This window comes from Plantimonas leprariae, from assembly GCF_008802405.1.
Classification (GTDB): Bacteria; Pseudomonadota; Alphaproteobacteria; order Rhizobiales; family Rhizobiaceae; genus Plantimonas; species Plantimonas leprariae.
Genome location: NZ_VZDO01000002.1, coordinates 230,692 through 256,852, shown reverse-complemented (window position 1 = coordinate 256,852; position 26,161 = coordinate 230,692). Strand labels below are relative to the sequence as shown.

Genomic DNA, 26,161 nt, shown 5'->3' with positions numbered 1-26,161 from the left:
GTTCGGGAGATGAAGCCGGGCGGAACGCATCAAACGGGAGGGCCACCACATGGCAGGCAACAGAGGCGTCGTCTATCTCGGGCCGAACAAGGTCGAGGTGCAGGACATCGACGATCCGAAATTCGAGGATCCGCACGGCCGCAAGATCGAGCACGCGGTGATCCTGAAGGTCGTCTCCACGAACATCTGCGGCTCCGACCAGCACATGGTGCGCGGGCGCACGACCGCCCCCGCCGGACTGGTGCTCGGGCATGAGATCACCGGCGAGGTGATCGAGGCGGGCGCAGATGTCGAGATGCTGAAGAAGGGCGACATCGTCTCGGTGCCGTTCAACGTCGCCTGCGGGCGCTGCCGCACCTGCAAGTCGGGCGATACCGGTGTCTGCCTCCACGTCAACGATTCGCGTGCCGGCGGCGCCTACGGCTATGTCGACATGGGCGGCTGGATCGGCGGGCAGGCGCGCTACGTCACCGTGCCCTATGCCGATTTCAACCTCCTGAAGTTCCCGGACCGCGATCAGGCGCTGGCGAAGATCCGCGACCTGACGATGCTCTCCGACATCCTGCCGACAGGCTTCCACGGCGCGATCAAGGCCGGCGTCGGCGTCGGCTCGGTCGCCTATGTCGCCGGCGCGGGCCCGGTCGGCTTGGCCGCGGCGGCCTCCTGCCAGATTCTCGGCGCAGCGGTGACGATGATCGGCGACTTCAATGCCGAGCGGCTGGCCCATGCCGAAAAGATGGGGTTCGTGCCGGTCGACCTTTCGAAGCACGACCGGCTCGGCGAGATGATCGCCGAGGTCGTCGGCGTGCCGGAAGTCGATGCCGCCATCGACGCGGTCGGCTTCGAGGCGAGGGGCCATTCGGGCGGCGAGCAGCCGGCGATCGTCCTCAACCAGATGATGGAGATCACGCGTGCCGCCGGCTCGATCGGCATTCCCGGCCTCTACGTGACCGAAGACCCCGGCGCGGTGGACGAGGCGGCGAAGGTCGGCAGCCTGTCGCTGCGGCTCGGACTCGGCTGGGCGAAGGCGCAGTCCTTCCACACCGGCCAGACACCGGTGCTGCGCTACAATCGGCAATTGATGATGGCGATCCTGCACGGTCGTCTGCCGATCGCCGATATCGTCAACGCCAAGATCATCTCGCTCGACGAAGCGCCGTCCGGCTACCAGAACTTCGACAAGGGCGCGGCGGTGAAGTACGTGCTCGACCCGCACGATATGCTGCGCGCCGCCTGAGCTTTTCCGCAAACAACACGGGCGCCGCGAGGCGCCCGTGTTCCTGTTCGACGGCGATGGGGCTTACGCCTCCTGAATCGCCGAAAGCGTCCAGTCGCCGCCGCGCTCGCGCACGAAGGTCCAGAGCTCGGTCGATTCGCTCGGGCTCTCGTCGCCCTGCACCACCCGGCCGGAACTCCGCTCGCGCGTCACATCGCGGGACGAGTAGCGCATCGCGACCGTCGCGTAGTCGCTCGAACCCTCGCGCCAGCTCTCCGCGACATCGCCCTGGAGCAGCCGGACGTCCGATACCTCGTTCCGGAGGCCCTTCGAGGCGTTCTGGCCGAGTTCCTCAGACAGGTAGCCCATCATCTCCGGCGTCGTGATGCGGCGGAGCGTGCCGTAGTCCTCGCGCGAATAGGCATCCTGTAGTTCCGCGAGACGCCGTTCGAAGATGTCGAGGTCGCGCTGGCCGATGCCGATCTCGTCCGGGTTGCCAGTACGCCGCCCACTGCCGCCGTCGCCGAGGCGCGAGCCGATACCGGGAATGCCGCCCATCAGCCCCCCGTTCTGCGGCCGCTCGTCGTAGCCGGAACGATGCATGGCCTGCGGACCGCCAGCCGTCGCGGGACCCTGCTGGCGCGAGCGGAAGAAGCGCAACGCCAGCATCGCGAGGGCCGCGATGATCAACGCCTGGATGATGAAGCCGAACATGCCGGCGAGCCCGCCAAAGCCGCCGCCGAACAAGAGGCCGATCAGGCCGCCGATCATCAGGCCGCGCATCAGCGAACCGCCGAAACTCGGGCGATTGAACGTCGAGGCGGCGCCCGCCGCCGGGCGGGATGCAGCCATGCCCGGCTGCGTCATCGAGCGCTGCACCGGGGCGACGCTCGGCGCGGTCGAGGTGGAGGGCACGGACTGGAACGTGCGGCCGCCGCGGCTGCCGAACGAGCCGCCACGCCGGGCGTCGGCCGCATCCACCGTCACCATCGTGAAGGCGACGGCCAGCGCGGCGAGCGCCGAAAACAGCCGTGTCTTGCGGGTGGTGATCATCTCAGGTCCGTTGCCTCCTGGTTTTCCTGCCTCGATATGGGGACGAGGCTCCGCCTTGCGAAGGGCTCGCCGCCAATATGGTTGCCGCGGCGTCGCATCGACTTGCGCGCCCGGCGCGACGAGCCTAGCAACGCCGCCATGTCGACATCCAATCAAGCGCTCGCGAGCGGCGGGAAGGCCGGGCTCGGCTTCGGCCTGACGGCGTTCTTCGCGCTCGCCTGCGGCGTGCTCGTCGCCAACCTCTACTACGCCCAGCCGCTCGTCGCGCCGATCGCTCGGGACGTCGGGCTCGGCGTCTCGGCGGAAAGCGCAATCGTCACCGCCACGCAGATCGGCTACGGGCTCGGGCTCGTCGCGCTCGTGCCGCTCGGTGACGTGGTCGAGAACCGGACGCTGATCCTCGCGACCATGGCGGCGAACGCGGTGAGCCTCGTCGGCTTCGTGCTCGCACCGAACCTCGCCCTGCTGTTCGTCGCCCTGCTGCTCGTCGGCATCACGTCGACCGCGGTGCAGATGATCGTGCCGCTGGCGGCGCATCTCGCGCCCCCGGATGCGGGCGGCCGGGTCGTCGGCAACGTCATGAGCGGGCTTCTCGCCGGCATCCTCCTGTCGCGACCGCTCGCGAGCTTCCTGTCCGAGCTCATCGGCTGGCGCGGCGTCTTCCTTGCCTCGGCCGCCGCCGTGGTCGCGCTCGGGCTGGTGTCGGTCGCGATCCTGCCGCGGCGGAAATCCGAGAACCGGCAAAGCTACGGCCAGCTCGTCAGCTCGCTCGGGCGGCTGTTCGTCACCGAACCGGTCCTCCGTCGCCGGGCGCTGTTCCACGCCGCGATGTTCGCCGGTTTTTCGCTGTTCTGGACGGGCGCGCCGATCGTCCTGCTGCGGCCGCCCTTCGAGTTCACGCAGAACGGCATCGCGCTTTTCGCGCTTTCCGGCGTGCTCGGCGTCTTCGCCGCCCCGGTGGCCGGGCGGCTCGCCGACCGCGGCCATTCGCGGCGCGGCACGCTGCTCGCGATGGGCTGCGTCATCCTCGGTTTCGCGTTGGCTCTTGCGGGCGCGCACTCGGTCGCGGCGCTGGTCGTCGCAGGCATCCTCGTCGACCTCGGGGTCCAGGCGAACCTCGTGATCGGCCAGCGCGAGATCTTCCAGCTCGATCCGGCGATTCGCAACCGGCTGAACGCCGTCTACATGGCGACGTTCTTCGCCGGCGGTGCGCTCGGCTCGGCGCTGACCAGCCCGGTGCTGGACCAGTTCGGCTGGCCGGGCGTCTGCGCGATGGGGATCGGCTTCCCGTCGCTGGCGCTCCTCTATGCGATCTTCGCCGAGCGTGACGCGCCGGTGGCGTCAGCGGCGCGCTGACCATATATGTGCCGCATGCTCACGCGGCCTCGTATCCTCGGCGGCCTCGCCTTCGTCTGTCTCCTGCTGCTGTCCGCTGCGGCCGTCGGCGGCTGGGCGAGCCGCGGCGAGACCATCTTTCTGCGCATGGCGGAAGCCGCCTGGGCGAACTGTTTATGACGAAGCGAGCTTGGAGATCGACAGAATGAGAAGGCTGGCCGTATTTCGGCTCGTGGTCTGGGCCGCCGTGGCGCTATTCGCGGGGGCGGCGCTCGCCGTCGTGGCGATGCGCAACGCGCCCTCCGCGACGGCAAGCGCGGATGCGCCCTACGGCACGCCCTTCCAGCTTGCCGACGCCAACGGTGCGCCGATCACCGAGAAGGTCTTCCAGGGCAAGCCGACCGCGCTGTTCTTCGGCTTCACCAACTGTCCCGAAGTCTGTCCAACGACACTGTCCGAACTCGGCGCCTACCGCGAGGAGCTGAAGAAGAGCGGCAAGGATTTCCAGATCGTCTTCGTGACGGTCGATCCCGACCGCGACACCTTTGAAGTGCTGAAGAACTACGTCGGTGCGATCTCGCCCGACGTCGTGGCGATCACCGGTCCGAAGGATCGGCTGGAGGCGATGCTGAAGGGCTGGGGGGTCTACTGGAAGAAGGTCGGCGACGGACCGGACTACACGATGGACCACACGGCCACGACCTTCCTGCTCGATGCGCGCGGCAGCTTCGCCGGCACGATCGCCTACGACGAGGATTCGAAGACGGCAAAGGAGAAGCTCGAACGCCTCGCGGCGACGAGCTGAGGCGCCACACCCTATGCCGCAGACCCGTTTCTTCACGCGCGCCGGCAGGGTCGAGGCCGGCGGTATCTTCGATGCCTGGGATCGCGCCTTCGAGGAGGAGGGTGCGCCGGTCGGCGTCATCGAGATCGACGAGGCGGCCGACATTCATGAGGTGTCCGTTTATTTCGACGGCGACGCCGATCCGGAACGGGAAGCCGAAGTGCGCGAGGCGGCGAAGGCCGCGTCCGAAGCGTCGGTATCACGCGAAGACATTCCCGATACGGACTGGATGGCGCAGGTGCTCGCCGACCTGAAGCCGGTACGCGCCGGGCGCTTCGTCGTCCACGGATCGCACGATCGGGCCTCCGTGCGCCCGAACGAGATCTCCATCGAGATCGAGGCCGGTCAAGCCTTCGGCACGGGACACCACGGCACGACGGCCGGCTGCCTGGAGATGATCGACCGGATCGCGCGCCGGCGACGGCCCCAAAACGTGCTCGATCTCGGCACCGGCACCGCGGTCCTGGCGATCGGAGCGGCGAAGCTCGTCCGCGCGCCGGTACTGGCGACGGACATCGACCCGGTTGCCGTCGCGGTCGCACGCAGCAATATCGAGCTGAACCGCGCGAGCGGTTTCGTCCGGACGGCGGTGGCGATGGGCCTGCAGGGGCCGGCCGTGTTGCGCGCCGCGCCGTTCGACCTCATCGTCGCGAACATCCTCGCCGGGCCGCTGATGCGGCTCGCGCCGTCGATGCGACATCACTTGGCGGCGGGCGGCGACATCGTCCTGTCGGGCATTCTCGCCCGCCAGCGCGACGCGGTTCTGGCCGCCTACCGGATCCAGGGATTGTTCCACCGCCGGACGATCCGGCGGGACGAGTGGGTGACGTTGCACCTCACTCGTTGAGGCCGGCTGGGCGCCTCAGCTCCGGACGGGAGCGAAGGTGTCGAGCAGGGACCGCCGCTCGATCTCGGCGAGTTCCCCGAACGCACCGCCGAAGGTGAAGGCCGCGCGCAGGCCGCGACGCGGTGAACGGCGCTCGCGGCTGTCCATGAAGCGATCGAAGCTTTCGGAACCGAGGCCCTTCTGCCGGGAATGGTTGCGCGTTGCGCGGTCGGCGTAGCGGATGGTCATGGAAAGGCTCCGGGTCTTCCTCTGTCGGTTCTCCCGATCCCGATATGCCTCCTCGCTTCCGACTCCACCATGCGCGAAAACGCATGGCTGGTTCCCACATCCTGGCTGTGCTCGTCTTACAACGGTTATAAGCAAAGGCGGGCCGCTGTCGACCCGCCTTCGAGTTATGCAGAACTGCCGTTCCTAGCGGCAGATTCGCCGCGGTCCGTTATACGGTTGGTAAGTGTTGCTATAGGGATCGTAGGACCGGTAGCGGGCGGCGCAGGAGCGGGCATGGGCGCTGCCGTAGCGCGGGCCGTCGTAGTAGCGCGGCCGGGCCGAGCTGGCGATCGCCGCACCGACTCCGAGACCGATGATGCCAGCGGCGATGGCCGCGCCGTCGTTATGCCGGCGATAGTAGCGGCGCCCGCCGTAATAGCGCCGGCCACCGTAGTAGCGTCGACCCCCGTAGTAGCGCCGGCCGCCGTAGTAGCCGCGCGGGCCGCCATAATGGCGTCCACCGCCATAGAACCGGCGATGGCCATGGTAGCCGTCCCCGTGGCCGAGGTAGCGCGCCTGCGCTTCCGCCTGCGAGACGCCGACGATCGGGGTCCCCTCCGGCATCGCCGCCGGCACGAAGGTGAAGGCCAGGGCGACGGCGAGGATGCGACCGCCTAATGATTTGAACAGCTTCAACGAGAGTCCTCCAGACATGTCCCTGCGAGGAAGATGGTCGCAAGCCGTGGAATTCCCACCACAATGTCCGGGCGATCATGCGTTCGTGAAAAGCGCAGTCCTGAACTCCGGTTTCGCGGTCCGCTTCACGGGCTGAACACCAGAACGAGGAAGACGAAGAACATCAGGAGATGCACCGCACCTTCCAGCACCGTCGTCTTGGCGCCGGAGAAGGTGAGGGTGGAAAGCACCAGCGTCGTCGCCAGAAGCGCCATGTTTGTCGTCGACAGGCCGAGGATGACCGGCTGCCCGGTGAGAAGGCCGATGAACAGCACGGCCGGCACCGTCAGTCCGACGGTGGACGTCGCGGCGCCGAGGCAGAGGTTGATCGCGCGCTGCAACTCGTTCGCCGCGACGGCGCGGAGCGCCGATATGCCCTCGGGCGTGAAGACGATCATCGCGATGATGATGCCGCCGAGGGCCTGCGGCGCCCCGAGCGCGGCGATGCCGTAGTCGAGCAGGGACGCCAAGCTCTTCGAAAGGATCACGATCGGAAGGATCGCGGCGAGTAACAGGAGGGTGTGCGGCAGGACGCCGAGGCCGTGTCCCGGCACATGCGGGTCGTCGCCCGCCGCCGTTCCGTCCGGGATCGGATAGATGAAGAACTCCCGGTGACGGCCGGTCTGCAGCACGAGGAAGATCGCGTAGAGCGCGACGGTGAAGATCGAGAAGGCGATGGCCTGCAGCGTCGTCAGGCTGCCGTCCGAAGTGGAGATGGTGAAGTTCGGCAGAACGAGGCTGATGACGGTGAGCGGGATGATCACCGCGAGATAGGCCGACGCGCCCTGCAGGTTGTAGGACTGCTGGTGATGCCGCTGGCCGCCGATCAGCAGGCCGAGCCCGACGACGCCGTTCAAGACGATCATGAGGACGGCGAACATCGTGTCGCGGCCGAGCGTCGGTGCTTCCTTCGCCCCAAGCATGACGGCGGCGATCAGCGCGACTTCGATGATGACGATCGCGAGCGTGAGGATGAGGGTGCCGAGCGGCTCGCCCAGAAGCTCGGCGAGCTCCTCCGCTTCGTGCACCACGCCGAAGGCCGACCAGACGATGACGCCGAGCAGCCAGACGAACAGGAAAGACGCCAGGAACGGGTTGCCCGCGCCCGGCAGCAAGGCGTTTCCGAACAGGAGAAAGAACGCGACCGTGCCCCACGCGGCAGCCAATCTCACCAGCCCGGATGGGTTCATCTAGCTACCTTTCTCGCGTCCCAGCTCAGCGAGGCAAGGGGCGCCACGCTTTTCGCGTATATATATCGGTGATATATCGCTTCCATGCGAGAGGCGATCGATTGGGGATCCGAAAAGAACGCCTCGTTGCGGACGCGCTATGGCTTCGGCTTCGAACGGGTTCTCGTCGCGCTTGCCGACGGTGATCTCCTCGCCGTCCGCCGGCATCCCAACCGCGAACGCTATGCCCATCAAGGTCAACTGGTCGTCGAGATCGACCGCTATGCCTGGGTCGTCCCTTTCGTCGAAGGTGACGCCGGCGTCTTTCTCAAGACGATGTTCCCGAGCCGTCGCGCCACCAAAGAGTTTCTCGGAGAGAGGCAATGAAGCCAAGGCATTCCGACCCGCGTGCGATCGTCCACGACGACGAGCGGGACGATTATACGACGAGCGACGAGGGCGAATGGAAGCCCGAGGGCGACCTGCGCGAACAGAAGCAGAAATGGGCTTCGCTGGCACGCGGGACTCTCGACGGCGAGCGTCGGCGCATATCGATCTCGATCCCCGAGCGCGATCTCGCGAAGCTGAAGACGCGGGCGGCCGAGGAGGGCATGCCCTATCAGACGTTGATCAACTCGATCCTCCACAAATACGTGGGGAGTTGAGCCTCAAACCACCTGCACGAAGCCTTCCAGCACGCGTTTCTGACCCGCGCGATCGAAGTCGATGGTCAGCTTGTTGCCTTCGACGGCGGCGACCGAGCCGTTGCCGAACTTCATGTGAAACACCCGGTCGCCGACCTTGAAGCGGCTCTCCTCCGTCGCGACCGATTTCGCGACGAGGGTGCCTTCGATCTCGCGCGGGCCACCGTCGCGCGCCGCGGCGTTGAAGCCGAGACCGCGGCTCGGCGGGCGGTTGCTGCCGCGGCCGTTGCCGGACGAGGGTTCGTAGACGTTCCGCCCGGAGCGTTCCATCCGGCCGGCGAAACCGTTCGCCGGTCCCTCCGCCGGCCGGCCGGTCGCCTTCGCTTCGCTTTCCCGCGCGTAGCGATCGGCCTTGGCGGCGATCTCCTCGTCGCGCGACGAGCGCCGGACATCCGGGCCGGAAGCGCCGCTCTCGCCATAGTTGATCGAGCGCTCCTTGTGGCCTGAGCGCGAGCCCCAGGCCGTATCCGGCGCGGTCTGGCCGGCGCGCGCCGCCTGGGCGCGCCGCCAGCCGGGCGTCTGGTAGGACGTGGTCGAGAAAGCGTCCGCATCCCAGCGCGACGCGCCGTAGCCGCCCATGCCGCCGCGGCCGTAGCCGCCGTAGGAGTTGCTGGCCTCCTTCACCTCCACGTGGTCTTCCGGCAGTTCGTCGAGGAAGCGCGAGGGGATCGTCGACTGCCAGAGGCCGTGGATGCGCCGGTTCGAGACGAACCAGAGCTTCGCCCGCCGCTTCGCCCGCGTGATGCCGACATAGGCGAGGCGCCGCTCCTCTTCCAAGCCCGACCGGCCGCCCTCGTCGAGCGAGCGCTGGTGCGGAAACAGCCCTTCCTCCCAACCCGGCAGAAACACCGTCTCGAACTCCAGCCCCTTGGCGGAGTGCAGCGTCATGATCGATACGGCGTCGAGGTCGACGTTCTGCTCGGCATCCATGACGAGCGCCACATGCTCCAGAAAGCCCGGCAGCGACTCGTAGAGATCCATCGAGCGGATCAGTTCCTTGAGGTTGTCCAGCCTGCCGGGCGCTTCCGCCGAGCGGTCGTTCTGCCACATCTCCGTGTAGCCGGACTCCTCGAGGATCATCTCGGCGAGGTCCGTATGCTTGGTCGTCGGCAGCAGCGAGCTCCAGCGCGCGAAATTGCGCGTCAGGTCGTCCAGCGTCCGCCGCGGCTTCGCTTTCAGCTCCTCTGTCGTCGCGAGGTCCGCCGCTGCGGCCATCAGGGGTATGCCGTTTTCGCGCGCGTGATCGTGGAGCAGCCGAACGGTCGAATCGCCGAGCCCCCGTTTCGGCACGTTGACGATCCTCTCGAAGGCGAGGTCGTCGGCCGGCTGCGCGACGCAGCGGAAATAGGCGAGGGCGTCGCGAATCTCCTGCCGCTCGTAGAAGCGCGGACCGCCGACGACGCGGTAATTGAGGCCGAGCGTGACGAAGCGGTCTTCGAACTCGCGCATCTGGAACGAGGCGCGGACGAGGATGGCCATGTCGTTCAGCTTCGCGCCCTTGCGCTGGAGCTGCTCGATCTCCTCGCCCACCGCGCGGGCTTCCTCCTCGGAGTCCCAGGCGGCGTTGACCTCGACCTTCTCGTGCTCGGGGTCGATCCCGGCATCGGTGAACAGCGTCTTGCCGAGCCGGTCCTCGTTGTGGGCGATGAGGTGCGAGGCGGCGCCGAGGATGTGCGCGGTGGAGCGGTAGTTGCGCTCCAGCCGGATCACCGTCGCGCCGGGGAAGTCGCGCTCGAAGCGCAGGATGTTGTCCACCTCCGCGCCGCGCCAGCCGTAGATCGACTGGTCGTCGTCGCCGACGCAGCAGACGTTGATCGGCTCCTCCATGTCGTCGCCCGTCCGGCGCGAGCGCTGCGCGAGCAGCCGCAGCCAGAGATACTGCGCGACATTGGTGTCCTGATACTCGTCGACGAGGATGTAGCGAAAGCGGTTGTGATAGTCGGCAAGCACGTCCGGATGCGCCCGGAAGATCGCGATCGGGTGCATCAGGAGGTCGCCGAAGTCGGCGGCGTTGAGGCTGGTGAGCCGCGCCTGATAGGCGGCATAGAGCTCGCGGCCCTTGCCGTTGGCGAAGGCGCGCGCGTCGCCTTCGGGAATGTCCTTCGGCGTCAGGCCCTTGTTCTTCCAGCCGTCGATCATCTGCGCGAAGGCGCGCGCCGGCCAGCGCTTGTCGTCGAGACCCTCGGCCTGGATAAGCTGCTTGATCAGCCGGATCTGGTCGTCCGTGTCGAGAATGGTGAAGTTCGACTTCAGCCCCACCAGTTCGGCATGCCGCCGCAGCATTTTCACGCCGATCGAATGGAAGGTGCCGAGCCAGGGCATGCCCTCGACCTCGCCGCCGACGAAGAGGCCGATGCGCGTCTTCATCTCGCGCGCCGCCTTGTTGGTGAAGGTCACGGCGAGAATCTGCGACGGGTAGGCGAGGCGCGATGCGAGGATGTGCGCGATGCGCGTGGTCAGGACGCGGGTCTTGCCGGTGCCGGCGCCGGCGAGGACGAGAACCGGGCCTTCGGTGGTCTCCACGGCCTGCCGCTGTTCGGGGTTGAGGCCGGTCAGGTAGCCGGCCTCGACGCTGCGAGCGGGTGGTCCGCCGCGGGCGGCGAGGGCGCGCGCTGCGATGCCGCCGCCGCGGCGCTCAGAGGCGCCGGCGGGCGGCCGCGGGGAGTCGTCGGGGCCAGTCATCACGGTCTATTTAATCGATCGGCGGAAGAACACTAGTGGAACGACGCTTGTCTTGCGCGGCGCGAAGGGTCACGGTCCGGCCACCCCCAAGGGCGACGAAGGAGGAACCGCCGATGGCCGCGCCGAAGATCACCCAGGCGATGATCGACGCCTACGACGAGTACACGCATCTGACGCTCGACCGGCGTGGTTTCATGGAGAAGCTGACGGCGCTGACCGGTTCCGCAGCCGCCGCAGCGACGGTCGCGCCGCTGATCGGAGCCTCGCCCGCGGCGGCGGCGATGGTGCCGGAGAACGACGCGTCGCTGAAGATCGAGCGCACGACCTGGACGGCCGACGGACAGGAGATGAAGGGCTATCTCGCCCGCCCCGCGGATGCCGCCGGCGCGCTACCGGCCGTGATGGTGATCCACGAGAACCGCGGCCTCAACGCGCATATCGAGGATGTGACGCGCCGCATGGCGAAGGCCGGCTTCGCCGCGCTGGCGCCCGACTTCCTGTCCTCGGCCGGCGGCACGCCGAGCGACGAGGATCAGGCTCGCGACATGATCGGCAAGCTGGAGCGCCCGCGGACGCTCGCGGAAGCGGTCGACACGGTGGGCTGGCTCGCGAAGGTCGACGGCATGAGCGGCAATGTCGGCGCGGTCGGGTTCTGCTGGGGTGGCGGATTGGTCAATGCTCTCGCCGTCGCAGCGCCCGGCCTGAAGGCCGGCGTCGCCTATTACGGGCAGCAGCCGGACGCTGCGGATGTGCCGAAGATCAAGGCCGCGATGCTTTTGCACTACGCCGGGCTCGACGAGCGGATCAACGCCGGCATCCCGGCCTATCGCGCGGCGCTGGAGAAGGCCGGCGTCGAGCACGAGATCTTCGTCTACGACGGCGTCAACCACGCCTTCAACAACGACACCTCGGCGGCGCGCTACGACAAGAAAGCGGCCGATCTGGCCTGGGAACGGACGACGACGTTCCTGACCGAGAAGCTAAGAACTTAAGAGACGGACGGCTTCAGTCGCCGGTCGGTGAGGTTGCGGCGGCCGGCGGCGATGCCGCGCATCAGGTCGAGCGTCGCCGGGTCCGCTCCGAGGCTGTCGATCGCCTCGACGTGGTTGATCGCGACGAGTCGAAGCAGGTCGTCGCGCACCCGGCCATTTGCGTCGCGCGGCAGCTTCGCGACGACCTGCACCAGATCCGGCCGCGGCTGCGGCCCGTCAGCGATGCGACCTTCCAGCGTTTCCGGATCGTCTTTTTCGGCCAATTCGATGAAAGCGTAGATGCCGACGCCGCCGCGGCTGCGTGGGTAGGGAAATGGCAGGATCGCATGCGCGCGGATCGCGGGATCGGCGTCGAGGCGCGCCGCGATGGCCGTCCCGTCGGTATCCATCCGATCCCCCGTGCCTTCGCCGTCGGACCAGTGGAAAAGCCCCCGCGTCACGGCGTTGTAGACGGGTTTCGCCGACCGCATCCAGAGATCGGCCGGCAGGCTGCGGCGGGCGAGCAGACGCTTCTCGGCCGGCGTCAGGGCTTCGCGGCACCAAGTCCGCTTCTGTTTGAGGAGATGGCGGAGGTCCTCGCGCGCCATGACGCGGAAGAGCTTAGTCCGTTTGGCGAAGACGCTGGCGAGCTGCATGTCGATGAGCGCGGCCCGCCCATCGGCCGTCACCAGCCAGTTCTGCGGCTTGGCCAAGTCGTTATGCGTCACGCCGCGGCGATGCATGCGCCGCAGCAGCGCCTTTGCGTCGCGGAAGTAGGCCTCGTCGCCGAACGGCTTCGCCACGTGCAGCGGCGCGCCCTCGATCCACGAACGGTAGAGGCCGGTGCGATCCACGCCGAGAAGGCGCGGCGTGTTCTCGATGCCGTCCAGCGCGACGAGTGCGGCGATCTCACGCCGGGCGAGCACCCAGGCGAGCGGCCGCGACCATGCCGCCGAATGCGCGACGCGCCGATAGGTGACGCTCGCCTCGGGCCGATCCGCCAGCGCGCCGACGCTGATCTCGCTGAAGACGTCGCGCTTCAGCACGGCACGCGGAACGAACGGCGCGGATAGGATCGGTCGTTTCGCCATGCTCTCCGGACAAGTGTCGAACGGTCGGCGCCTGCCATAGCCGGATGATCGGGGCGATGGAAGCGCGGGGGCGACCGGAGTGACGTCACCGCCCGGTCGCGGCAAATTTACGTCTCCGCAAGTTTTTCGACCCTGACGACGGGGAGGCGGATCGACATTCCGCGCGGATTTCCGGCTATCCTGCTGATCGCGGCGGGAAAACATCGCACGGGAGCGGGAGAACTGATCAAGGCTTTCATCGCGGTCGGCGGACTGCTCGTCCTGGCGCTGCTCGGCGCGCTGATCGCCCCGCCCTTCATCGACTGGACCGCCTACCGCGCCGATTTCGAGCGGGAGGCGAGCCGCATCCTCGGTCAGCGCGTCGTCGTGCGCGGCGACGCGGCCGTGCGGCTGCTGCCGTTCCCGAGCGTGACCTTCGCCGACGTCGAGGTGGAAGGGAAGCCCGGCGACCGGCCACTGATGACGGCGAAGCATTTCCGCATGGACGCGGAACTCGCGCCCTATCTGTCCGGCGAGATCCGCATCTTCTCGATGCGCGTCGAGGACCCGGTGCTGCGGCTCGAAGTCGGTGGCGACGGGCGGCTGGCCTTCCTGCCGAAAGGCGGCAGCTTGCCGACGCGAGCCGCGGTGGTGCTGGAGAGCATCACGGTCGACAACGGCACCATCCTGATCGAGGACGAAGAGACCCGGCAGACCCGGACCTTCACGAACGTCGCCGGCACGTTCGCCGCACAGTCGCTGGTGGGACCGGCGTCCGGCGGCGGCACGCTCAGCGCCGACGATCGCACTCTCGCCTTCCAGTTCTCGTCCGGCCAGACCGACGCCGACGGGCGTCTGCCGATGAAGCTGACGCTCGACGATACGGTCGCGGGCGTCACGGTGACCGCCGATGGCGGTGCGACGGTGAAGGACGGCGCGCCGCGCTTCGAGGGATCGCTGCGCGCGGAAACGCTGGCGCCGAAAGAAGCGGGGCAGGGATCGGGCGGCGCGGCGCCGCCGCCTGCCATCGCGAAATCTTCGGCGCTCCCGCGCTTCGCGGCGACGGGAAACCTCGCGGCGGGGCCGCGCTCGCTCGATGTCACCGATCTGCGGATCGCCGTCGGGGAAGGGGACAAGCCGTACATCCTCACCGGTTCCGGCTCGCTGGCCGGCGGCGAGAAGGCGAACTTCCAGGTCGTCCTCGCCGGCGAGCAGATCGATATCGATGCGATCGCCCCCCACGGCGGCGGCTCGCAAAGCGCTACGTTCGAAAGCCGGCTCGATGCGGCGCGGGCGCTGCTGCTGCAGGTGCCGAAGCCGGCGGTTCCCGGCAGCATCAAGCTCACCCTGCCGGTCGTGGTCGCCGGCGACACGACGATCCGCGACCTCGCGATCGACGCCTTCCCGGCCGGCGACGGCTGGTCCGTGCAGCGCTTTCAGGCCGAACTGCCGGGCCGCACGCGCATGGAGGCGGCGGGCCTTCTCGACCTGCAGCCGGAGACGCATTTCCGCGGCTCGCTGCTCGTCGCCTCGCGCCAGCCTTCCGGCTTCTCCGAATGGCTGACGGGCGATGTCGACCCTTCGGTGCGGTCGCTGAACGGGGCCGGCTTCTCCGCCACCGTCGACCTTTCGCCGACGCGCCAGTCGCTGACGGATCTCGAGATCGATGTCGGCGGCGACCGGCTGACTGGCAACCTGCAGCGCTCCGGCAAGGCCGGCGAGCGAACGATCGACGCCGACCTCGCGGGTGGCCGGATCGATCTCGACGCCGGCGTCGCGCTGTCGCGCCTCTTCACCGGTGATGCGGACTCGCTCGCGGACGCCCGGCGCGGCAGCCTCAAGCTTGCCGCCGGGCCGGTGTCCTTCGCCGGCACCAGCGCAGACCGGATCGACGCCGACCTCGCCTTCGACGGCCGGAAGCTGACGGTGGCACGCGGCGACCTGAAAGGGCTCGCCGCCAGCGACATCACCGCGAAGGGAACGCTCGTCGGCTTCGGCCGGGAGCTCGGCGGTCGCCTCGACGTGACGCTCGCTTCCGCCGCGCCGAGCGAACTCATCGGGTTTCTGTCGCAGCGCCTGCCGCCGAGCCCCGCGCTGGACGCCCTCCAGCGCCAAGCGTCCACGCTCGGGCCGCTGCGGTTGGAAGGCACGGCCGCGACGACGCCGGGCGAGATCGGCGAGCGGCCGACGCTCGGCATCTCGGTGAAGGGGCGTGCGGCGAAGACCGACGTCTCGCTCTCCCTGCTGCTCGGCAACGGCATCTATGCCGGCGGGCAGGCGGGGCGGTTCGGCGCGGACCTCGCGCTGGCGAGCGCGGAGCCGAACGAACTGTTGGGGCAGTTGGGCGTCGAAGCGCTGCCTGTGGCGACGCCGTCGCCGCTTTCGTTGAAAGTCTCGCTCTCGGCCGGCGCATCCGGCCCGGTGGCGGCGAGCGCCGCGTTGCGGGCGCCGGGTTCGGAGATCGCGGCGGAAGGAACGCTCGACATCTCGCCCGCCGGCATCCGGGGCGGCGAGTTCGCGGTGTCGGCGAAGAGCGACGACGCTTCGCCCTGGCTGCTTTCGACGGGCACCGCCTTCGGCGCCGCCGGCGTCGACGCCCTGCCGATCGCGTTCGGCGGCAACCTCGCGTTCGGCGACGGGAAGGCGAGCCTGCGCGATCTCGAAGGCAGCGTCGGAGCTGTCGATCTGTCGGCCGAGCTCGAAAAGACGCCGGGCGGCCCGGTCACCGGCACCGCGTTCTTTTCGCAGCTCTCGGTGCCGTGGCTGGCGTCGCTCGTCTACAACCGTGCGCCGGTCGACCCGGCGCACCCGGACGAATGGTCGAAAGCGAATTTCGGCAAGCCGCTGCAGGATGTCGGGCGATTCGCGGTCGACGTGACCGCCGACCGGATGGATCTCGGCGGCGGCGGAGCCGTCGGTGAAGCCGCGGCGCATGTCGACGTGGCGCCCGGCGAGGTGACGCTCAGCGAGGCGCGCGGCACCTTCGGCGGCGGCTACGGCACCGGCAGCCTGCAGTTCCGCAACGCGGACGGTGTCGGGGCCTTCTCGGCGAGCGCCGATCTGCAGGGGCTCGATCTCGGCGCTCTCGCGACGAACGGCTTCGCCTTGCCGACCGAGGACGACGTGGAATCGGAGGACGGCGATGCGAAGCCTCCCGGCGTCCTCGGAACGCTGGACGCGACGCTGAAGCTCGACGGCTCGGGACAGTCCTATGCCGGCATCCTCTCCGCCATGACCGGCGCGGGCCACGTCGCGGTCGAGGACGCGGCCTTCGCCGGGACCAAGCCAGGCCTCCTGGCGAACGCGCTGTCGGCGGCAGACGCGCAAGGGTTCGACGCGACGCCCGGGAACGTCGCCCGCATCGTCGCGGAGGCCTCGCGCGATGCGTCCTATCTGGTGCCGAAGGCCTCGGCCGACATCTCCGTCATCGGCGGCGTCGTGCGCTTCCCGGCGGTGGCTGTCTCGCGTCCGGGCGAGACGCTGACGGCGGAAGGCGCGATCGATCTGGCGAAGGACGGCCTGTCAGGCTCGCTCCGCCTCGATCTCGATCCGGGCGAAGAGGCGGTGGAGGGCGCGGCACCGGCGATCCAGTACGGGCTCGGCGGCACACTGGCGCGCCCGACGCTGACCCCGGATGTGCAGGCGCTGGCGAACTTCCTGGCGGTGCGGGCGCTGGAGCGCGAGCAGGTGCGCGTCGAAGCGATCCAGAGCAACCTGCAGGAGAAGCTGCGGCTCCGCCGCGAAGCCCGGCTGTATCGGTGGCGGGAGGCCGATCGGGCGGCGCAGGACGAGGCGGCCGCGACGGCCGAGCGCGTCCGTCTCGAACGCAACGTCCGCGAGGACCGGCAGCGCGAGGAGGACGCGCAACGCGCCGCCGAGGCGCGAAAAGCGGCCGACGCGCAGCGGGCCGCGGAAGTGCAGAGAATGGCCGCCGAGCGAGCTCGAGCGGCGGCGGAACGGGCCCGCGCGCGGCAGGCGCAGCAGGAGCAGACGCAGGCGCCCGCGATCCCGAACTTCGAACTGCCGCCGACGGCGGCGACACCCAATCCGCCGGCGACCGCGACCGTTCCGACGCTGCCGGGCGTTCGCCAGCCTTACGACTTCTAGGAAGAAGTCGCTTCCGCCTCCGCGAGCCGACGACGAAGATCGGCCAGCACGAACAGTCGGATGGCCGAGGAGAGGTTCGCGTCGGCCGGGCGGGCCGCATCGATCTCGGCGATGAGCGAGGCGAGGGCACGGTTTTGCCGCGCCGAGATCGCGCGGAACTCCGTCCAGAACGCGTCCTCGACGCTGATCGAAGTCTGATGCCCCTGGATGGAGACGGAGCGCTTCATCGCAGCGACGGAATCCAATCCGGCTCAGTCGGTCGCATCGCCCGAGGTCGGATCGCGGGGCCGGTCGAGCCGGTGGCCGTCAAGCCTCGCCACGTCCCGTTCGGTTTCGCGGCGGACCTTCTCTTTCGAGGCGGACGAGCGGCCGAACAGCGCTCGGTTGGCCGCTGCCTTTTCGTCCTTCGCGGAGCGGGCGGCGCGCTTGCGCGCCTGGCGGAGGTTGACGACCTCGCCCACGCTTCGATCAGGTCTTCTTGCGGAACGCGTCGAGCGAAACGACGTCGGCCGCCTTCTTGCCCTCGCCGTCGCCGGCAGGCTTCTTGGCGGAATCGTCCGACCCTTCGGCCTTCTCCTTGCCGGCCGTCTTGGCCGGCAGCTTGGCGGGCATCGTCGCCTTCTTGGCCTTATCGTCGGCGACCGGCGCGAGGGCGAGCGGCGTCGGCGCGGTTTCCGCGACCGGCGCGTTGGCGGCATCGACGTCCCGCACGTCAAATTCGAGTTCGAAGTTCACCGCCGGATCGTAGAAGCCGCGAATCGCCGCGAACGGCACGAGCAGCCGCTCGGGAATGTCCGAGAAGGACAGCCCGACCTCGAAGGAGGTGTCGGTGACGGCGAGATCCCAGTACTGGTGCTGGATCACGATCGTCATCAGCTCGGGATACTTCTCCCGCAGCCGCGACGACACGCGCACGCCCGGCGCGGAGGTCAGGAAGGTGATGAAGAAGTGGTGGTCGCCCGGCAGGCCGGTCTTTACCACTTCGCCCAGCACCTTGCGGATCACCCCCCGCAGCGCTTCCTGCGCCAGTATGTCGTAGCGTATCAGATCCTGACCCATCGCAACGCCTTGAACCGCCCAACCCGGCCCCTTGAACCCGGCAGGCGGTGGAAAAGCAAGTGGAGGCTTCTGTTGCCAGGTGCCTCCGGACCCCGCCTACGAGTGCGAACCCGCAGGGCTTGATTTGAAGCTATCGCGCTGCATTAAGCAGCGAGACGGGCTTCCGCATAGTTGTCGTTGGCAACTATAAATTTAGCCCGATAACGGCGGTACCATGCCGAGCGAAAGTTCGATCTTTACACCCTCGTCGATCCTGTTTCGCCCCCGCCGCAAGGTCTCGGGTTGCGAGGCCTTGGGGTGGAGGCGCCGGGTACCGCCCCCGGGTCCGAATGGATTATTGCATCGACCGTTTATCGCCATAGCCGACCTTGCGGCCGGCGCGTTCTATATAGGCGTTTCGGATCGCGGGGAAAAGTCCGCGATCGCGGACAAGCGAACGATCTTGCAAGCCAGGGGATAGGTTCGCCTTGCGTCTTGCGGCGCGGTGAACGCCGTCTTAACGCGGAAGCGGCTTAGATCGCGCGGCAGCGGCCGGAGCATCCATGCGGCAATATCTCGACCTTCTCGCCGACGTTCTGGCGAACGGATCCGACCGTCCCGACCGCACCGGCACCGGCACGCGCGCCGTGTTCGGGCGGCAGATGCGCTTCGACCTCGCGGAAGGCTTCCCGCTCGTCACCACGAAGAAGCTGCACATCCGCTCGATCGTCCACGAACTGCTCTGGTTCCTGCAGGGGGACACGAACATCGCCTATCTCAAGGCGAACGGCGTGCGCATCTGGGACGAATGGGCCGACGAGAACGGCGACCTCGGACCTGTCTACGGCGCGCAATGGCGGTCGTGGCCGACCTACGACGGCGGGACGATCGACCAGATGGCCAAGCTGCAGGACGATATCCGCCGTAATCCGAACTCGCGTCGGCTGATCGTCTCCGCTTGGAACCCGGCACTGGTCGACGAGATGGCGCTGCCGCCGTGCCACTGCCTTTTCCAGTTCTACGTCGCGGACGGCCGGCTGTCCTGTCAGCTTTACCAGCGCTCGGGCGACGTATTCCTCGGCGTGCCCTTCAACATCGCCTCCTACGCGCTGCTGACGGCGATGATGGCGCAGGCGACGGGGCTGGAGCTCGGCGATTTCGTCCATACGCTCGGCGACGCGCACCTCTACTCGAATCACTTCGAGCAAGCGCGGTTGCAGCTCACGCGCGAGCCGCTGCCGCTGCCGAAGCTGCGGCTGAACCCGGCAATCCGCGACATCTTCGACTTTCGCTTCGAGGACATCGCGATCGAAGGCTACGAGGCGCACGGCCACATCGCGGCGAAGGTCGCCGTCTGATAAAATAGTCCTAATCTGCTGCGACAATTTTCATCGAAAATTACCGCTGCGAATCGAGTAGGGTTAAAAAATCCCCGATATCCCCGTTCTTCAACGGTTTCTGATTACGCTGACCCGGATCATAACAAGCTTTGATCGGGGAAGTACGTTGTCGGAAATAAGAGTCCGTCTTCCATCTGCCACATCGCTCGTTGCGCGTAGTGCGGAGTCGCATGTCATAGGCAGAGACAATCGCCTGCCTTGGCATTTACGTACTGACCTGAAGAAGTTCCGGCAGCGTACGGAAGGCCACGTCATTATCATGGGTCGACGGACGTTTGAGTCGATCGGCCGCCCGCTTCCTAATCGAACGAACATCGTTCTCTCTCGTTCCGAAGTTGACGCTCCGGGTGTCGAGTGGGCATCGAATGTTGAAACCGCGCTACTGCTCGCTGAAACTAAAAGCATTCTACTGCAAAAAAAGGACTTTTTTGTAATAGGAGGAGAGCAGATATACACTATGTTCTTGCCGTATATTAATAAGGTCTTTTTAACTGAGGTGCATGACCGCGGAATTTCTGGCGACGCGCGATTCGATGTAAATTTTGGCGCTAATGAATGGGATCAATTTCGAAAGGATGACTACAAGAAATCGGACTTTGATGAATATGACTTTAGTATGATTTGCTATATGCGCAAGATAAACGTCCAACGAACTGTATTCAGAGATAAATTCCTAAAATCAAACCCTGCTCTCGTGGGGCTCATCGAGCCATATTTAGAAGTTGTGATCAAATCTGAACCGGAGCGGCAACTCGAACTCGAGTCGGTTTAGGTACAGGTTTCAGGGCTGAACGCCGCGCTCACCATAACGCCCGGCTGCCGCCGCATTTCGTCCCGGCTTCGTTGAAAGGCCGGAGGGCCATTCCTATAAGTGCGAGAGGTTCGGCAAACGGCGCGCGGGCAACGGCCCGCGCGTTTCGTATCAGGCGGAAGGAACGAGATGCCCTGGAGCAACCAAACGGGGGGAGGCGGCTGGCGCGGCGGCAATAGCGGCGGCGGCGGCCCCTGGGGGCAGGGTCCCCAATCTCCCCGGCCGGGAAACAACAACTCGCCTGACCTTGAAGACATCCTGCGCCGCGGGCAGGACCGGTTGCGGCGGGCGCTGCCCGGCGGCTCCGGCTCCAGCGGCGGCTTCGCCTTTGGCGCGGCGCTCATCGCCGTCCTCGGCATCACCTGGGCGCTGAACGCCGTGCACATGGTGCAGCCCGGCGAGTACGGCGTGAAGGTGTTTCTCGGCAAGCCGCGGCAGGAACTCGTCGAACCGGGCCTCGCCTTCACCGCCTGGCCGCTGGAAAGCTTCGAGACCGTCCCCGCCGTCGAGAACCAGCTCGTGCTCGGCAACGAGGGTGCCGGCCAGTCGGGCCTGATGCTGTCCGGCGACCAGAACCTCGTGAACGTCCAGTTCGCCGTCCTCTACCAGATCACCGATCCGCAATCATACCTGTTCAACGTCGCCGATCCGCAGGGTCTCTTGCGCCAGACCGCGTCCAGCGCGATGCGCGAGATCGTCGGGCGGAACCCGGTGGACGACCTCTTCCGCGACGCGCGCGCCTCGATCGCCGAGCAGGTGCGCAGCATCATGCAGGACACGCTGGATCGCTACGGTTCGGGCGTGCGCGTCAACGCCGTCTCGATCGAGGAGACCGCGCCGCCGCAGCAGGTGGCGAGCGCCTTCGACGAGGTGCAGCGCGCCGCGCAGGACCAGGACCGCTTCGTCGACGAAGCCAACATCTACCGCAACAAGAAGCTCGGCGACGCGCGCGGCGAGGCGGTGCAGGTGCGCCAGGACGCCGCCGCCTACAAGGACCGCGTGACGCAGGAGGCGGAAGGCGAATCGCAGCGCTTCGCCTCGATCCTCGACCAGTATCGCGTCGCGCCCGACATCACGCGCCGCCGCATCTGGGTGGAGACGATCGAGAATGCCTTGCAGAGGTCGAACAAGTTCATCGTCGACGGCCAGAGCGGCACGAACGGTGTCGTCCCTTACCTGCCGCTGAACCAGTTGCCGCAGACGCAAGGGAACAGCCCGCCGGCAAATCCGAGCCTCAGCGGCGCGCCGCCGCTCCAGTCCACGGGGGCATCCCGGCTGAACGCTCTCGGCAACGTGGATCGAGGCACCGCCTTCAGCACCGGTGGTCAGGAGGTTTCCCGATGACCAACCGTTTCTACGGCGTGCTCGTGCTTGCGGTCGTCGCGCTGTTCTTCGTGTGGAACTCGCTGTTCGTGGTCCGTCAGGGCGAGCAGGCAGTGGTGCTGCGCTTCGGTCAGATCCAGCGCGTGCTGGAGGAACCCGGCCTCTACGCCAAGCTGCCGTTCTCCTTCGCCAGCGCCGATAACGTGCAGAAGCTGCCGACGCGCCTCCTTCGTTCCGACCTGACGGATATCCGCGTTCAGGTGAATTCGGGTGCCTTCTACGAGGTCGACGCCTTCATGGTGTACCGCATCTCGGATGCCCGGAAGTTCCGGCAGGCGGTTTCGGGCGGCCAGCTCGACGTCGCCGAACAACGGCTGCTGACGCGCTTCAACTCGGCGATCCGGGCGACCTACGGCCGCCGCTCGTTCGATGCGGCGCTTTCGGCGGCGCGGGCCGAGATGATGGTCGAGGTTCGCGATCAGGTTCGGCCGGAAGCCTCCGGCCTCGGCATCACGCTGGAAGACGTGCGCATCAGCCGCACCGATCTGACGCCCGAAGTGTCGGAGCGCACCTATGCCAGGATGTCGGCGGAACGTCTGGCGGAGGCCGAGCGGCTGCGCGCCGACGGCCAGGTGAAGGCGCGCGAGATCCGCGCCGCGGCGGATCGCGAGGGGGTGACCCTCACGGCGCAAGCGCAGCGCGATGCCGCGGTGCTCGAAGGTCAGGGGCAGGCGGATCGCAACCGCATCCTCGCGGAAGCCTATGGCCGCGATCCGGACTTCGCCGACTTCTTCCGGCGGATGGAGGCGTACAAGACCGCGCTCGGCAGCGGCACCACGATGATGCTGTCGCCGAACGACGAGTTCTTCCGCTACTTCAACTCGGACGGACGCGGCGGACCCCCGCCGGCAGCGCCTGCACCCGCGGGCACGCCTCCGGCGCCGCCGGCCGCGCCCGCGCCGCAATAGGACCCGGCGCGCTCGAACCCGTCATCCGGTTCTTTTGAACGAGCCGGATGACGATTGCGATCTGGAAGAGGCTTGATCCCGCCGCATCTTTCGGCTTGCCTCGAAAAGACGCGGCGTCCGGCTCACGGATGCGCGCAACGTTCCGCGACCGGGAGTCGTCATGGCCGGATATTCCACGAGACGATCGGCAGTCGTTCTCGCAATGCTCTTGTCGGCGGCCGGCTGCGGCGTCGCTGCGGGGCAGGGCGTGATCCAGCCGCCCCCCGGCAACCAGCCTGTGGCCCCGCAGAAGCCGGCGGCCGACACCATCAACCCGACCGCGCCGGGCGTGCCGCCGATGCCGCCCGTGTCGCGCTCGAAAGGACCGGACTCCGTCGCCGATCTCGCGGAGGGCCTGCTCGATGCCGTGGTCAACATCTCGACGGCCCAGAAAGTTGAGGGTTCCGGACCGGAAGACGAAGGCGACGCCGCCCCGCCGCTGAAGGCGCCCGAAGGTTCGCCGCTGCAGGACTTCTTCAACGACCTGCTGAAGGACGGGCAGGGCGGCGAGTCCCGCAAGGTCGAGTCGCTCGGCTCCGGATTCGTGATCGACCCGTCGGGCGTCATCGTCACCAACAATCACGTCATCACGGATGCCGACGAGATCACCGCGAACTTCGCCGACGGCTCGAAGCTCGAAGCGAAGCTGATCGGCGTCGACACGAAGACCGACATCGCGGTCCTGAAGGTCGAGTCGCCGAAGCCGCTGAAGGCGGTGAAGTTCGGCGATTCGGAGAAGATGCGGATCGGCGACTGGGTGATGGCGATCGGCAACCCGTTCGGCCTCGGCGGCTCGGTGTCGATCGGTATCGTCTCGGCGCGCGGCCGCAACATCAACGCGGGGCCCTACGACAACTTCATCCAGACCGACGCCGCCATCAACAAGGGCAATTCCGGCGGCCCGCTGTTCGACATGAACGGCGACGTGGTCGGCATCAACACCGCGATCCTTTCCCCGACCGGCGGCTCCATCGGCCTCGGCTTCTCCATCCCGTCGTCGCTCGCCTCCAATGTCGTGACGCAGCTTCGCGATTTCGGTGAAACGCGGCGCGGCTGGCTCGGCATTCGCCTGCAGGAGGTGACGGACGAGATCGGCGAAGGGCTCGGCCTCAAGGACGTGAAGGGCGCGCTCGTGATGGGCGTCGTGCCGGGCGGGCCTTCCGACAACGGCTCGCTCAAGGTCGGCGACGTGATCACCGCCTTCGACGGCAAGCCGATCACCTCGTCGCGCGACCTGCCGCGGATCGTCGCCGAGACGCCGGTCGGCAAGAACGTCGACGTGAAGCTTTTGCGCAAGGACAACGCCACCGCTCCGGCGAAGGAGGTCGACGTCAAGATCACGCTCGGCCGCCTCGAGGACGGCGAGAAGTTGATGAGCGAGTCCGAGAAAGGCTCGCAGACGCCGGGTGATGGGAAGGCCGGGAGCGCCGCGCCGGAGGCGCTCGGCATGACCTTCTCGGACCTCACCGACGATCTGCGCAAGCGCTTCAATCTCGCGGCCGGCGCGGCCGGCGTCGTGGTGACGGAGGTGAAGCCGAATTCCGGCGCGGCCGACAAGGGCATCGAGCCCGGCCTCGTCATCAAGGAAGTCGCGCAGGAAAGCGTCTCGAAGGCGAAGGACGTCGCCGACAAGCTCGCCAAGCTGAAGACGGACGGCCGCAAGAACGCCCTGCTGCTGCTCGCCTCCGCCAACGGCGAGCTGCGCTTCGTGGTGGTGCCGATCGAGTAGGCGTCTGCCGGGCTAGCTGGCGAAATCGTCTGTCCGGTAGCCTTGCATGAAAAGCAGCGCGGTCAAGTCGGCGTGGTCGATGCGGTGCGGGGCGGCGGCGGCCACCGCGGGCTTGGCGTGGATCGCGACGCCCGTTCCGGCGATCTCGATCATGCCGAGATCGTTCGCACCGTCGCCCACCGCGACCGCGTCGGCCGGCACGAGGCCGTTCGCGCCGGCGATCTCGATCAGCGCTTCGACCTTCGCCTGACGCCCGAGGATCGGCTCCGCGACTTCGCCGGTCAGCCTGCCGCCCTCGACCCCGAGACGGTTCGCGCGCGTTTCATCGATGCCGAGATGGCTCGCGACCGCCGAGGTGAAGGCGGTGAAGCCGCCTGAGACGAGCGCCGTCACCGCGCCGCTCGCCCGCATCGTCGCGACAAGCTCGCGTCCGCCGGGGGCGTAGGTGATCCGCTCGGCGATGACCCGGCCGATCGTGGCTTCCGGCAGGTCGCGCAGCAGCGCGACGCGCTCGCGCAGTGCCGGCTCGAAGGCGATCTCGCCATTCATCGCCCGCGCGGTGATGGCGGCGACCTCCGCCTTGATGCCGACGACGTCGGCGAGTTCGTCGATGCATTCCTGCTCGATCATGGTGGAGTCCATGTCGGCGATCAGCATACGTTTGCGGCGCGACTCCGCGTGCTGGATCACGTAATCGACGCGGTTCGCGTCGGCGAGGGCGCGCAGGGCCAGTTGCGCTTCGGCGCCCGGAGATGCAGGAAGAAACACGTCGCAGGCGACAGCGGCTTCGAGCCAGTCCGCCTCGCCGCCGTCGAGGATGCGCAGCGCCTCCGCAACGACGGGCTGCGACAGGCGCCGCTCGGCGCGGGCGGAAATCAGCGTCGCGACGTGCATGGCGGAAATGGTCCGGGAACGATCCGATACGACGGCGGTGCTGATAGCCGGGCCGACCGCCAGCGGCAAGTCGGCTCTGGCGCTGCGCTTGGCCGAGGAGCTCGGCGGCGCGGTGGTGAACGCCGATTCGATGCAGGTCTATCGCTGCATCCCGATCCTGACCGCGCAGCCCTCGACCGCTGAGCGGAAGCGCCTGCCCCATTGCCTCTACGGTCATATCGACCCGATGCAGGACTACAGCGTCGGCGCCTGGATGCGCGAAATTGAGCGGGTGCTGACCGAACTCCGGAAGAAGGGAAGGGTGCCCGTCATCGTCGGCGGCACCGGCCTCTATTTCCGCGCTCTGCTCGGCGGTCTGGATGCGATGCCGTCAATCCCGTCGAACATTCGCAATCGATTGCGCAAGCGAGTAGGGCTCGAAGGTTCGGACGCGCTGCACACGGAACTCGCGATCCGCGATCCCGAGGCCGCCGCGTCCATTCGGCCGAGCGATCCGCAACGGGTCGTCCGCGCGCTGGAACTGATCGAGACGACAGGCCAGACGCTCGCCTCAATCCAGCAGCGACGCGGCGCACCGCTCGTCGATGTCGTGACGACGACGAAGATCGTGCTGACGCCCCAGCGCTCAGACTTGCGCGAGCGCATCGCGCTGCGGTTCGCGGCGATGCTGCAGGACGGGGCGTTGGAGGAGGCGGCGAGATTCCGGTCGCTCGCCGTTCCGGCCGAGCGGACCGCTGCGAAGGCCATCGGTCTCGCGGAACTCGCCGATCATATCGAGGGTCGCGCAACGCTGGACGTAGCAGTCGAGCGCGCCGTCGCGCGCAGCCGGCAATATGCTAAGCGGCAAGAAACCTGGTTCCGCCATCAACTGGGAGACGATTGGGAGCGTCTTCCGGTTTGACCGAACGGGTTGCGAAAGCGGTTGACGCACCCCGGTAAAATGGTTAGCGTTTCCGTCATGATGACGATTCTTATTCTCGTACGGGGGCGCACACGCGAGACGGTCTAGGGACCGTCCG

25 protein-coding genes and 1 other RNA gene are annotated in these 26,161 nt (G+C 67.5%); 15 read left to right on the top strand and 11 right to left on the bottom strand.

The window, feature by feature from the left end:
* Nucleotides 1–49: 49 nt before the first annotated feature.
* Entirely contained in the window at nucleotides 50–1,237 is a 1,188-nt protein-coding gene (fdhA, locus tag F6X38_RS03785; RefSeq protein WP_150968204.1) for a formaldehyde dehydrogenase, glutathione-independent, read from the top strand.
* A 63-nt stretch (nucleotides 1,238–1,300) separates the two neighbouring features.
* Here fdhA and F6X38_RS03780 read toward each other — a convergent pair whose 3' ends face one another.
* Nucleotides 1,301–2,269 carry a Tim44 domain-containing protein gene (locus F6X38_RS03780; protein WP_150968203.1) on the bottom strand — a complete coding sequence of 323 codons (969 nt, stop codon included), beginning with the start codon at nucleotides 2,267–2,269 and terminating at the stop codon, nucleotides 1,301–1,303.
* 138 nt (nucleotides 2,270–2,407) lie between these two features.
* On the opposite strand from F6X38_RS03780, the gene F6X38_RS03775 reads away from it, so the two are divergent.
* The 4 genes from F6X38_RS03775 to F6X38_RS03765 are packed head-to-tail and all read left to right on the top strand — an operon-like array spanning nucleotide 2,408 to nucleotide 5,295.
* A complete protein-coding gene (locus tag F6X38_RS03775; RefSeq protein ID WP_150968202.1) occupies nucleotides 2,408–3,625 on the top strand; it encodes an MFS transporter in 1,218 nt (405 codons plus the stop codon).
* A gap of 15 nt (nucleotides 3,626–3,640) precedes the next feature.
* Nucleotides 3,641–3,784 carry a hypothetical protein gene (locus tag F6X38_RS23245; protein ID WP_161992604.1) on the top strand — a complete coding sequence of 48 codons (144 nt, stop codon included), beginning with the start codon at nucleotides 3,641–3,643 and terminating at the stop codon, nucleotides 3,782–3,784.
* A gap of 25 nt (nucleotides 3,785–3,809) precedes the next feature.
* Nucleotides 3,810–4,409, top strand: coding sequence for an SCO family protein (locus F6X38_RS03770; RefSeq protein WP_202617923.1), 600 nt, complete (start codon nucleotides 3,810–3,812; stop codon nucleotides 4,407–4,409).
* 13 nt (nucleotides 4,410–4,422) lie between these two features.
* Entirely contained in the window at nucleotides 4,423–5,295 is an 873-nt protein-coding gene (locus F6X38_RS03765) for a 50S ribosomal protein L11 methyltransferase (RefSeq protein WP_150968201.1), read from the top strand.
* Between the two features lie 15 nt (nucleotides 5,296–5,310).
* Here F6X38_RS03765 and F6X38_RS03760 read toward each other — a convergent pair whose 3' ends face one another.
* The 3 genes from F6X38_RS03760 to F6X38_RS03750 all read right to left on the bottom strand — a co-directional run bounded on the left by F6X38_RS03760 (nucleotide 5,311) and on the right by F6X38_RS03750 (nucleotide 7,427).
* Complete coding sequence (locus tag F6X38_RS03760) at nucleotides 5,311–5,523, bottom strand: hypothetical protein (protein WP_150968200.1); 213 nt, start codon at nucleotides 5,521–5,523, stop codon at nucleotides 5,311–5,313.
* A gap of 183 nt (nucleotides 5,524–5,706) precedes the next feature.
* Nucleotides 5,707–6,198 (bottom strand): BA14K family protein, encoded by a 492-nt coding sequence (locus F6X38_RS03755; RefSeq protein ID WP_246191182.1) that lies wholly within the window; start codon nucleotides 6,196–6,198, stop codon nucleotides 5,707–5,709.
* A gap of 125 nt (nucleotides 6,199–6,323) precedes the next feature.
* A complete protein-coding gene (locus F6X38_RS03750) occupies nucleotides 6,324–7,427 on the bottom strand; it encodes a calcium:cation antiporter (RefSeq protein ID WP_150968199.1) in 1,104 nt (367 codons plus the stop codon).
* Nucleotides 7,428–7,511: 84 nt separating this feature from the next.
* Between F6X38_RS03750 and F6X38_RS03745 the strand changes: the two genes are divergently transcribed.
* Complete coding sequence (locus F6X38_RS03745) at nucleotides 7,512–7,793, top strand: toxin (RefSeq protein ID WP_150968198.1); 282 nt, start codon at nucleotides 7,512–7,514, stop codon at nucleotides 7,791–7,793.
* Nucleotides 7,790–8,071, top strand: a complete 282-nt coding sequence (locus tag F6X38_RS03740; protein ID WP_246191181.1) for a CopG family antitoxin — start codon at nucleotides 7,790–7,792, stop codon at nucleotides 8,069–8,071. Before F6X38_RS03745 ends, F6X38_RS03740 begins: the two co-directional genes overlap by 4 nt.
* Before the next feature lie 3 nt (nucleotides 8,072–8,074).
* On the opposite strand, the gene F6X38_RS03735 is transcribed toward F6X38_RS03740, so the two are convergent.
* The gene (locus F6X38_RS03735) at nucleotides 8,075–10,792 is read right to left on the bottom strand and encodes an ATP-dependent helicase (RefSeq protein WP_150968197.1); all 2,718 of its coding nucleotides are present in this window, start codon (nucleotides 10,790–10,792) and stop codon (nucleotides 8,075–8,077) included.
* 113 nt (nucleotides 10,793–10,905) lie between these two features.
* On the opposite strand from F6X38_RS03735, the gene F6X38_RS03730 reads away from it, so the two are divergent.
* Complete coding sequence (locus tag F6X38_RS03730) at nucleotides 10,906–11,784, top strand: dienelactone hydrolase family protein (RefSeq protein ID WP_150968196.1); 879 nt, start codon at nucleotides 10,906–10,908, stop codon at nucleotides 11,782–11,784.
* Here the strand turns inward: F6X38_RS03730 and F6X38_RS03725 are convergent.
* A complete protein-coding gene (locus tag F6X38_RS03725; protein WP_150968195.1) occupies nucleotides 11,781–12,854 on the bottom strand; it encodes a serine/threonine protein kinase in 1,074 nt (357 codons plus the stop codon). The genes F6X38_RS03730 and F6X38_RS03725 overlap by 4 nt on opposite strands.
* A gap of 105 nt (nucleotides 12,855–12,959) precedes the next feature.
* Between F6X38_RS03725 and F6X38_RS03720 the strand changes: the two genes are divergently transcribed.
* Nucleotides 12,960–16,940 (top strand): AsmA family protein, encoded by a 3,981-nt coding sequence (locus F6X38_RS03720; RefSeq protein WP_343033188.1) that lies wholly within the window; start codon nucleotides 12,960–12,962, stop codon nucleotides 16,938–16,940.
* On the opposite strand, the gene F6X38_RS03715 is transcribed toward F6X38_RS03720, so the two are convergent.
* From F6X38_RS03715 to ssrA, 4 genes are all read right to left on the bottom strand, one after another.
* Entirely contained in the window at nucleotides 16,937–17,185 is a 249-nt protein-coding gene (locus F6X38_RS03715; RefSeq protein WP_246191180.1) for a ribbon-helix-helix domain-containing protein, read from the bottom strand. The genes F6X38_RS03720 and F6X38_RS03715 overlap by 4 nt on opposite strands.
* Before the next feature lie 6 nt (nucleotides 17,186–17,191).
* On the bottom strand, nucleotides 17,192–17,401 hold the full coding sequence (locus F6X38_RS03710; RefSeq protein ID WP_150968192.1) for a DUF4169 family protein: 210 nt from the start codon (nucleotides 17,399–17,401) through the stop codon (nucleotides 17,192–17,194).
* 7 nt (nucleotides 17,402–17,408) lie between these two features.
* Nucleotides 17,409–17,999: an SspB family protein gene (locus F6X38_RS03705; RefSeq protein ID WP_150968191.1), complete on the bottom strand. Its 591-nt coding sequence runs from the start codon at nucleotides 17,997–17,999 to the stop codon at nucleotides 17,409–17,411.
* A 58-nt stretch (nucleotides 18,000–18,057) separates the two neighbouring features.
* Nucleotides 18,058–18,417, bottom strand: a transfer-messenger RNA (tmRNA) gene (gene ssrA, locus F6X38_RS03700).
* 124 nt (nucleotides 18,418–18,541) lie between these two features.
* On the opposite strand from ssrA, the gene F6X38_RS03695 reads away from it, so the two are divergent.
* The 5 genes from F6X38_RS03695 to F6X38_RS03675 all read left to right on the top strand — a co-directional run bounded on the left by F6X38_RS03695 (nucleotide 18,542) and on the right by F6X38_RS03675 (nucleotide 24,248).
* Nucleotides 18,542–19,336, top strand: a complete 795-nt coding sequence (locus F6X38_RS03695; RefSeq protein ID WP_150968190.1) for a thymidylate synthase — start codon at nucleotides 18,542–18,544, stop codon at nucleotides 19,334–19,336.
* Between the two features lie 148 nt (nucleotides 19,337–19,484).
* A complete protein-coding gene (locus tag F6X38_RS03690) occupies nucleotides 19,485–20,150 on the top strand; it encodes a dihydrofolate reductase (protein WP_161992603.1) in 666 nt (221 codons plus the stop codon).
* A gap of 168 nt (nucleotides 20,151–20,318) precedes the next feature.
* Nucleotides 20,319–21,533 carry an FtsH protease activity modulator HflK gene (hflK, locus tag F6X38_RS03685; protein ID WP_150968188.1) on the top strand — a complete coding sequence of 405 codons (1,215 nt, stop codon included), beginning with the start codon at nucleotides 20,319–20,321 and terminating at the stop codon, nucleotides 21,531–21,533.
* Complete coding sequence (gene hflC, locus F6X38_RS03680; RefSeq protein WP_150968187.1) at nucleotides 21,530–22,480, top strand: protease modulator HflC; 951 nt, start codon at nucleotides 21,530–21,532, stop codon at nucleotides 22,478–22,480. Before hflK ends, hflC begins: the two co-directional genes overlap by 4 nt.
* A gap of 160 nt (nucleotides 22,481–22,640) precedes the next feature.
* Nucleotides 22,641–24,248 carry a DegQ family serine endoprotease gene (locus F6X38_RS03675; protein WP_150968186.1) on the top strand — a complete coding sequence of 536 codons (1,608 nt, stop codon included), beginning with the start codon at nucleotides 22,641–22,643 and terminating at the stop codon, nucleotides 24,246–24,248.
* A gap of 12 nt (nucleotides 24,249–24,260) precedes the next feature.
* On the opposite strand, the gene serB is transcribed toward F6X38_RS03675, so the two are convergent.
* Nucleotides 24,261–25,142: a phosphoserine phosphatase SerB gene (gene serB / locus F6X38_RS03670; RefSeq protein ID WP_150968185.1), complete on the bottom strand. Its 882-nt coding sequence runs from the start codon at nucleotides 25,140–25,142 to the stop codon at nucleotides 24,261–24,263.
* On the opposite strand from serB, the gene miaA reads away from it, so the two are divergent.
* Nucleotides 25,141–26,043 carry a tRNA (adenosine(37)-N6)-dimethylallyltransferase MiaA gene (gene miaA, locus F6X38_RS03665; protein ID WP_246191179.1) on the top strand — a complete coding sequence of 301 codons (903 nt, stop codon included), beginning with the start codon at nucleotides 25,141–25,143 and terminating at the stop codon, nucleotides 26,041–26,043. The genes serB and miaA overlap by 2 nt on opposite strands.
* The last annotated feature ends 118 nt before the right edge of the window (nucleotides 26,044–26,161 follow it).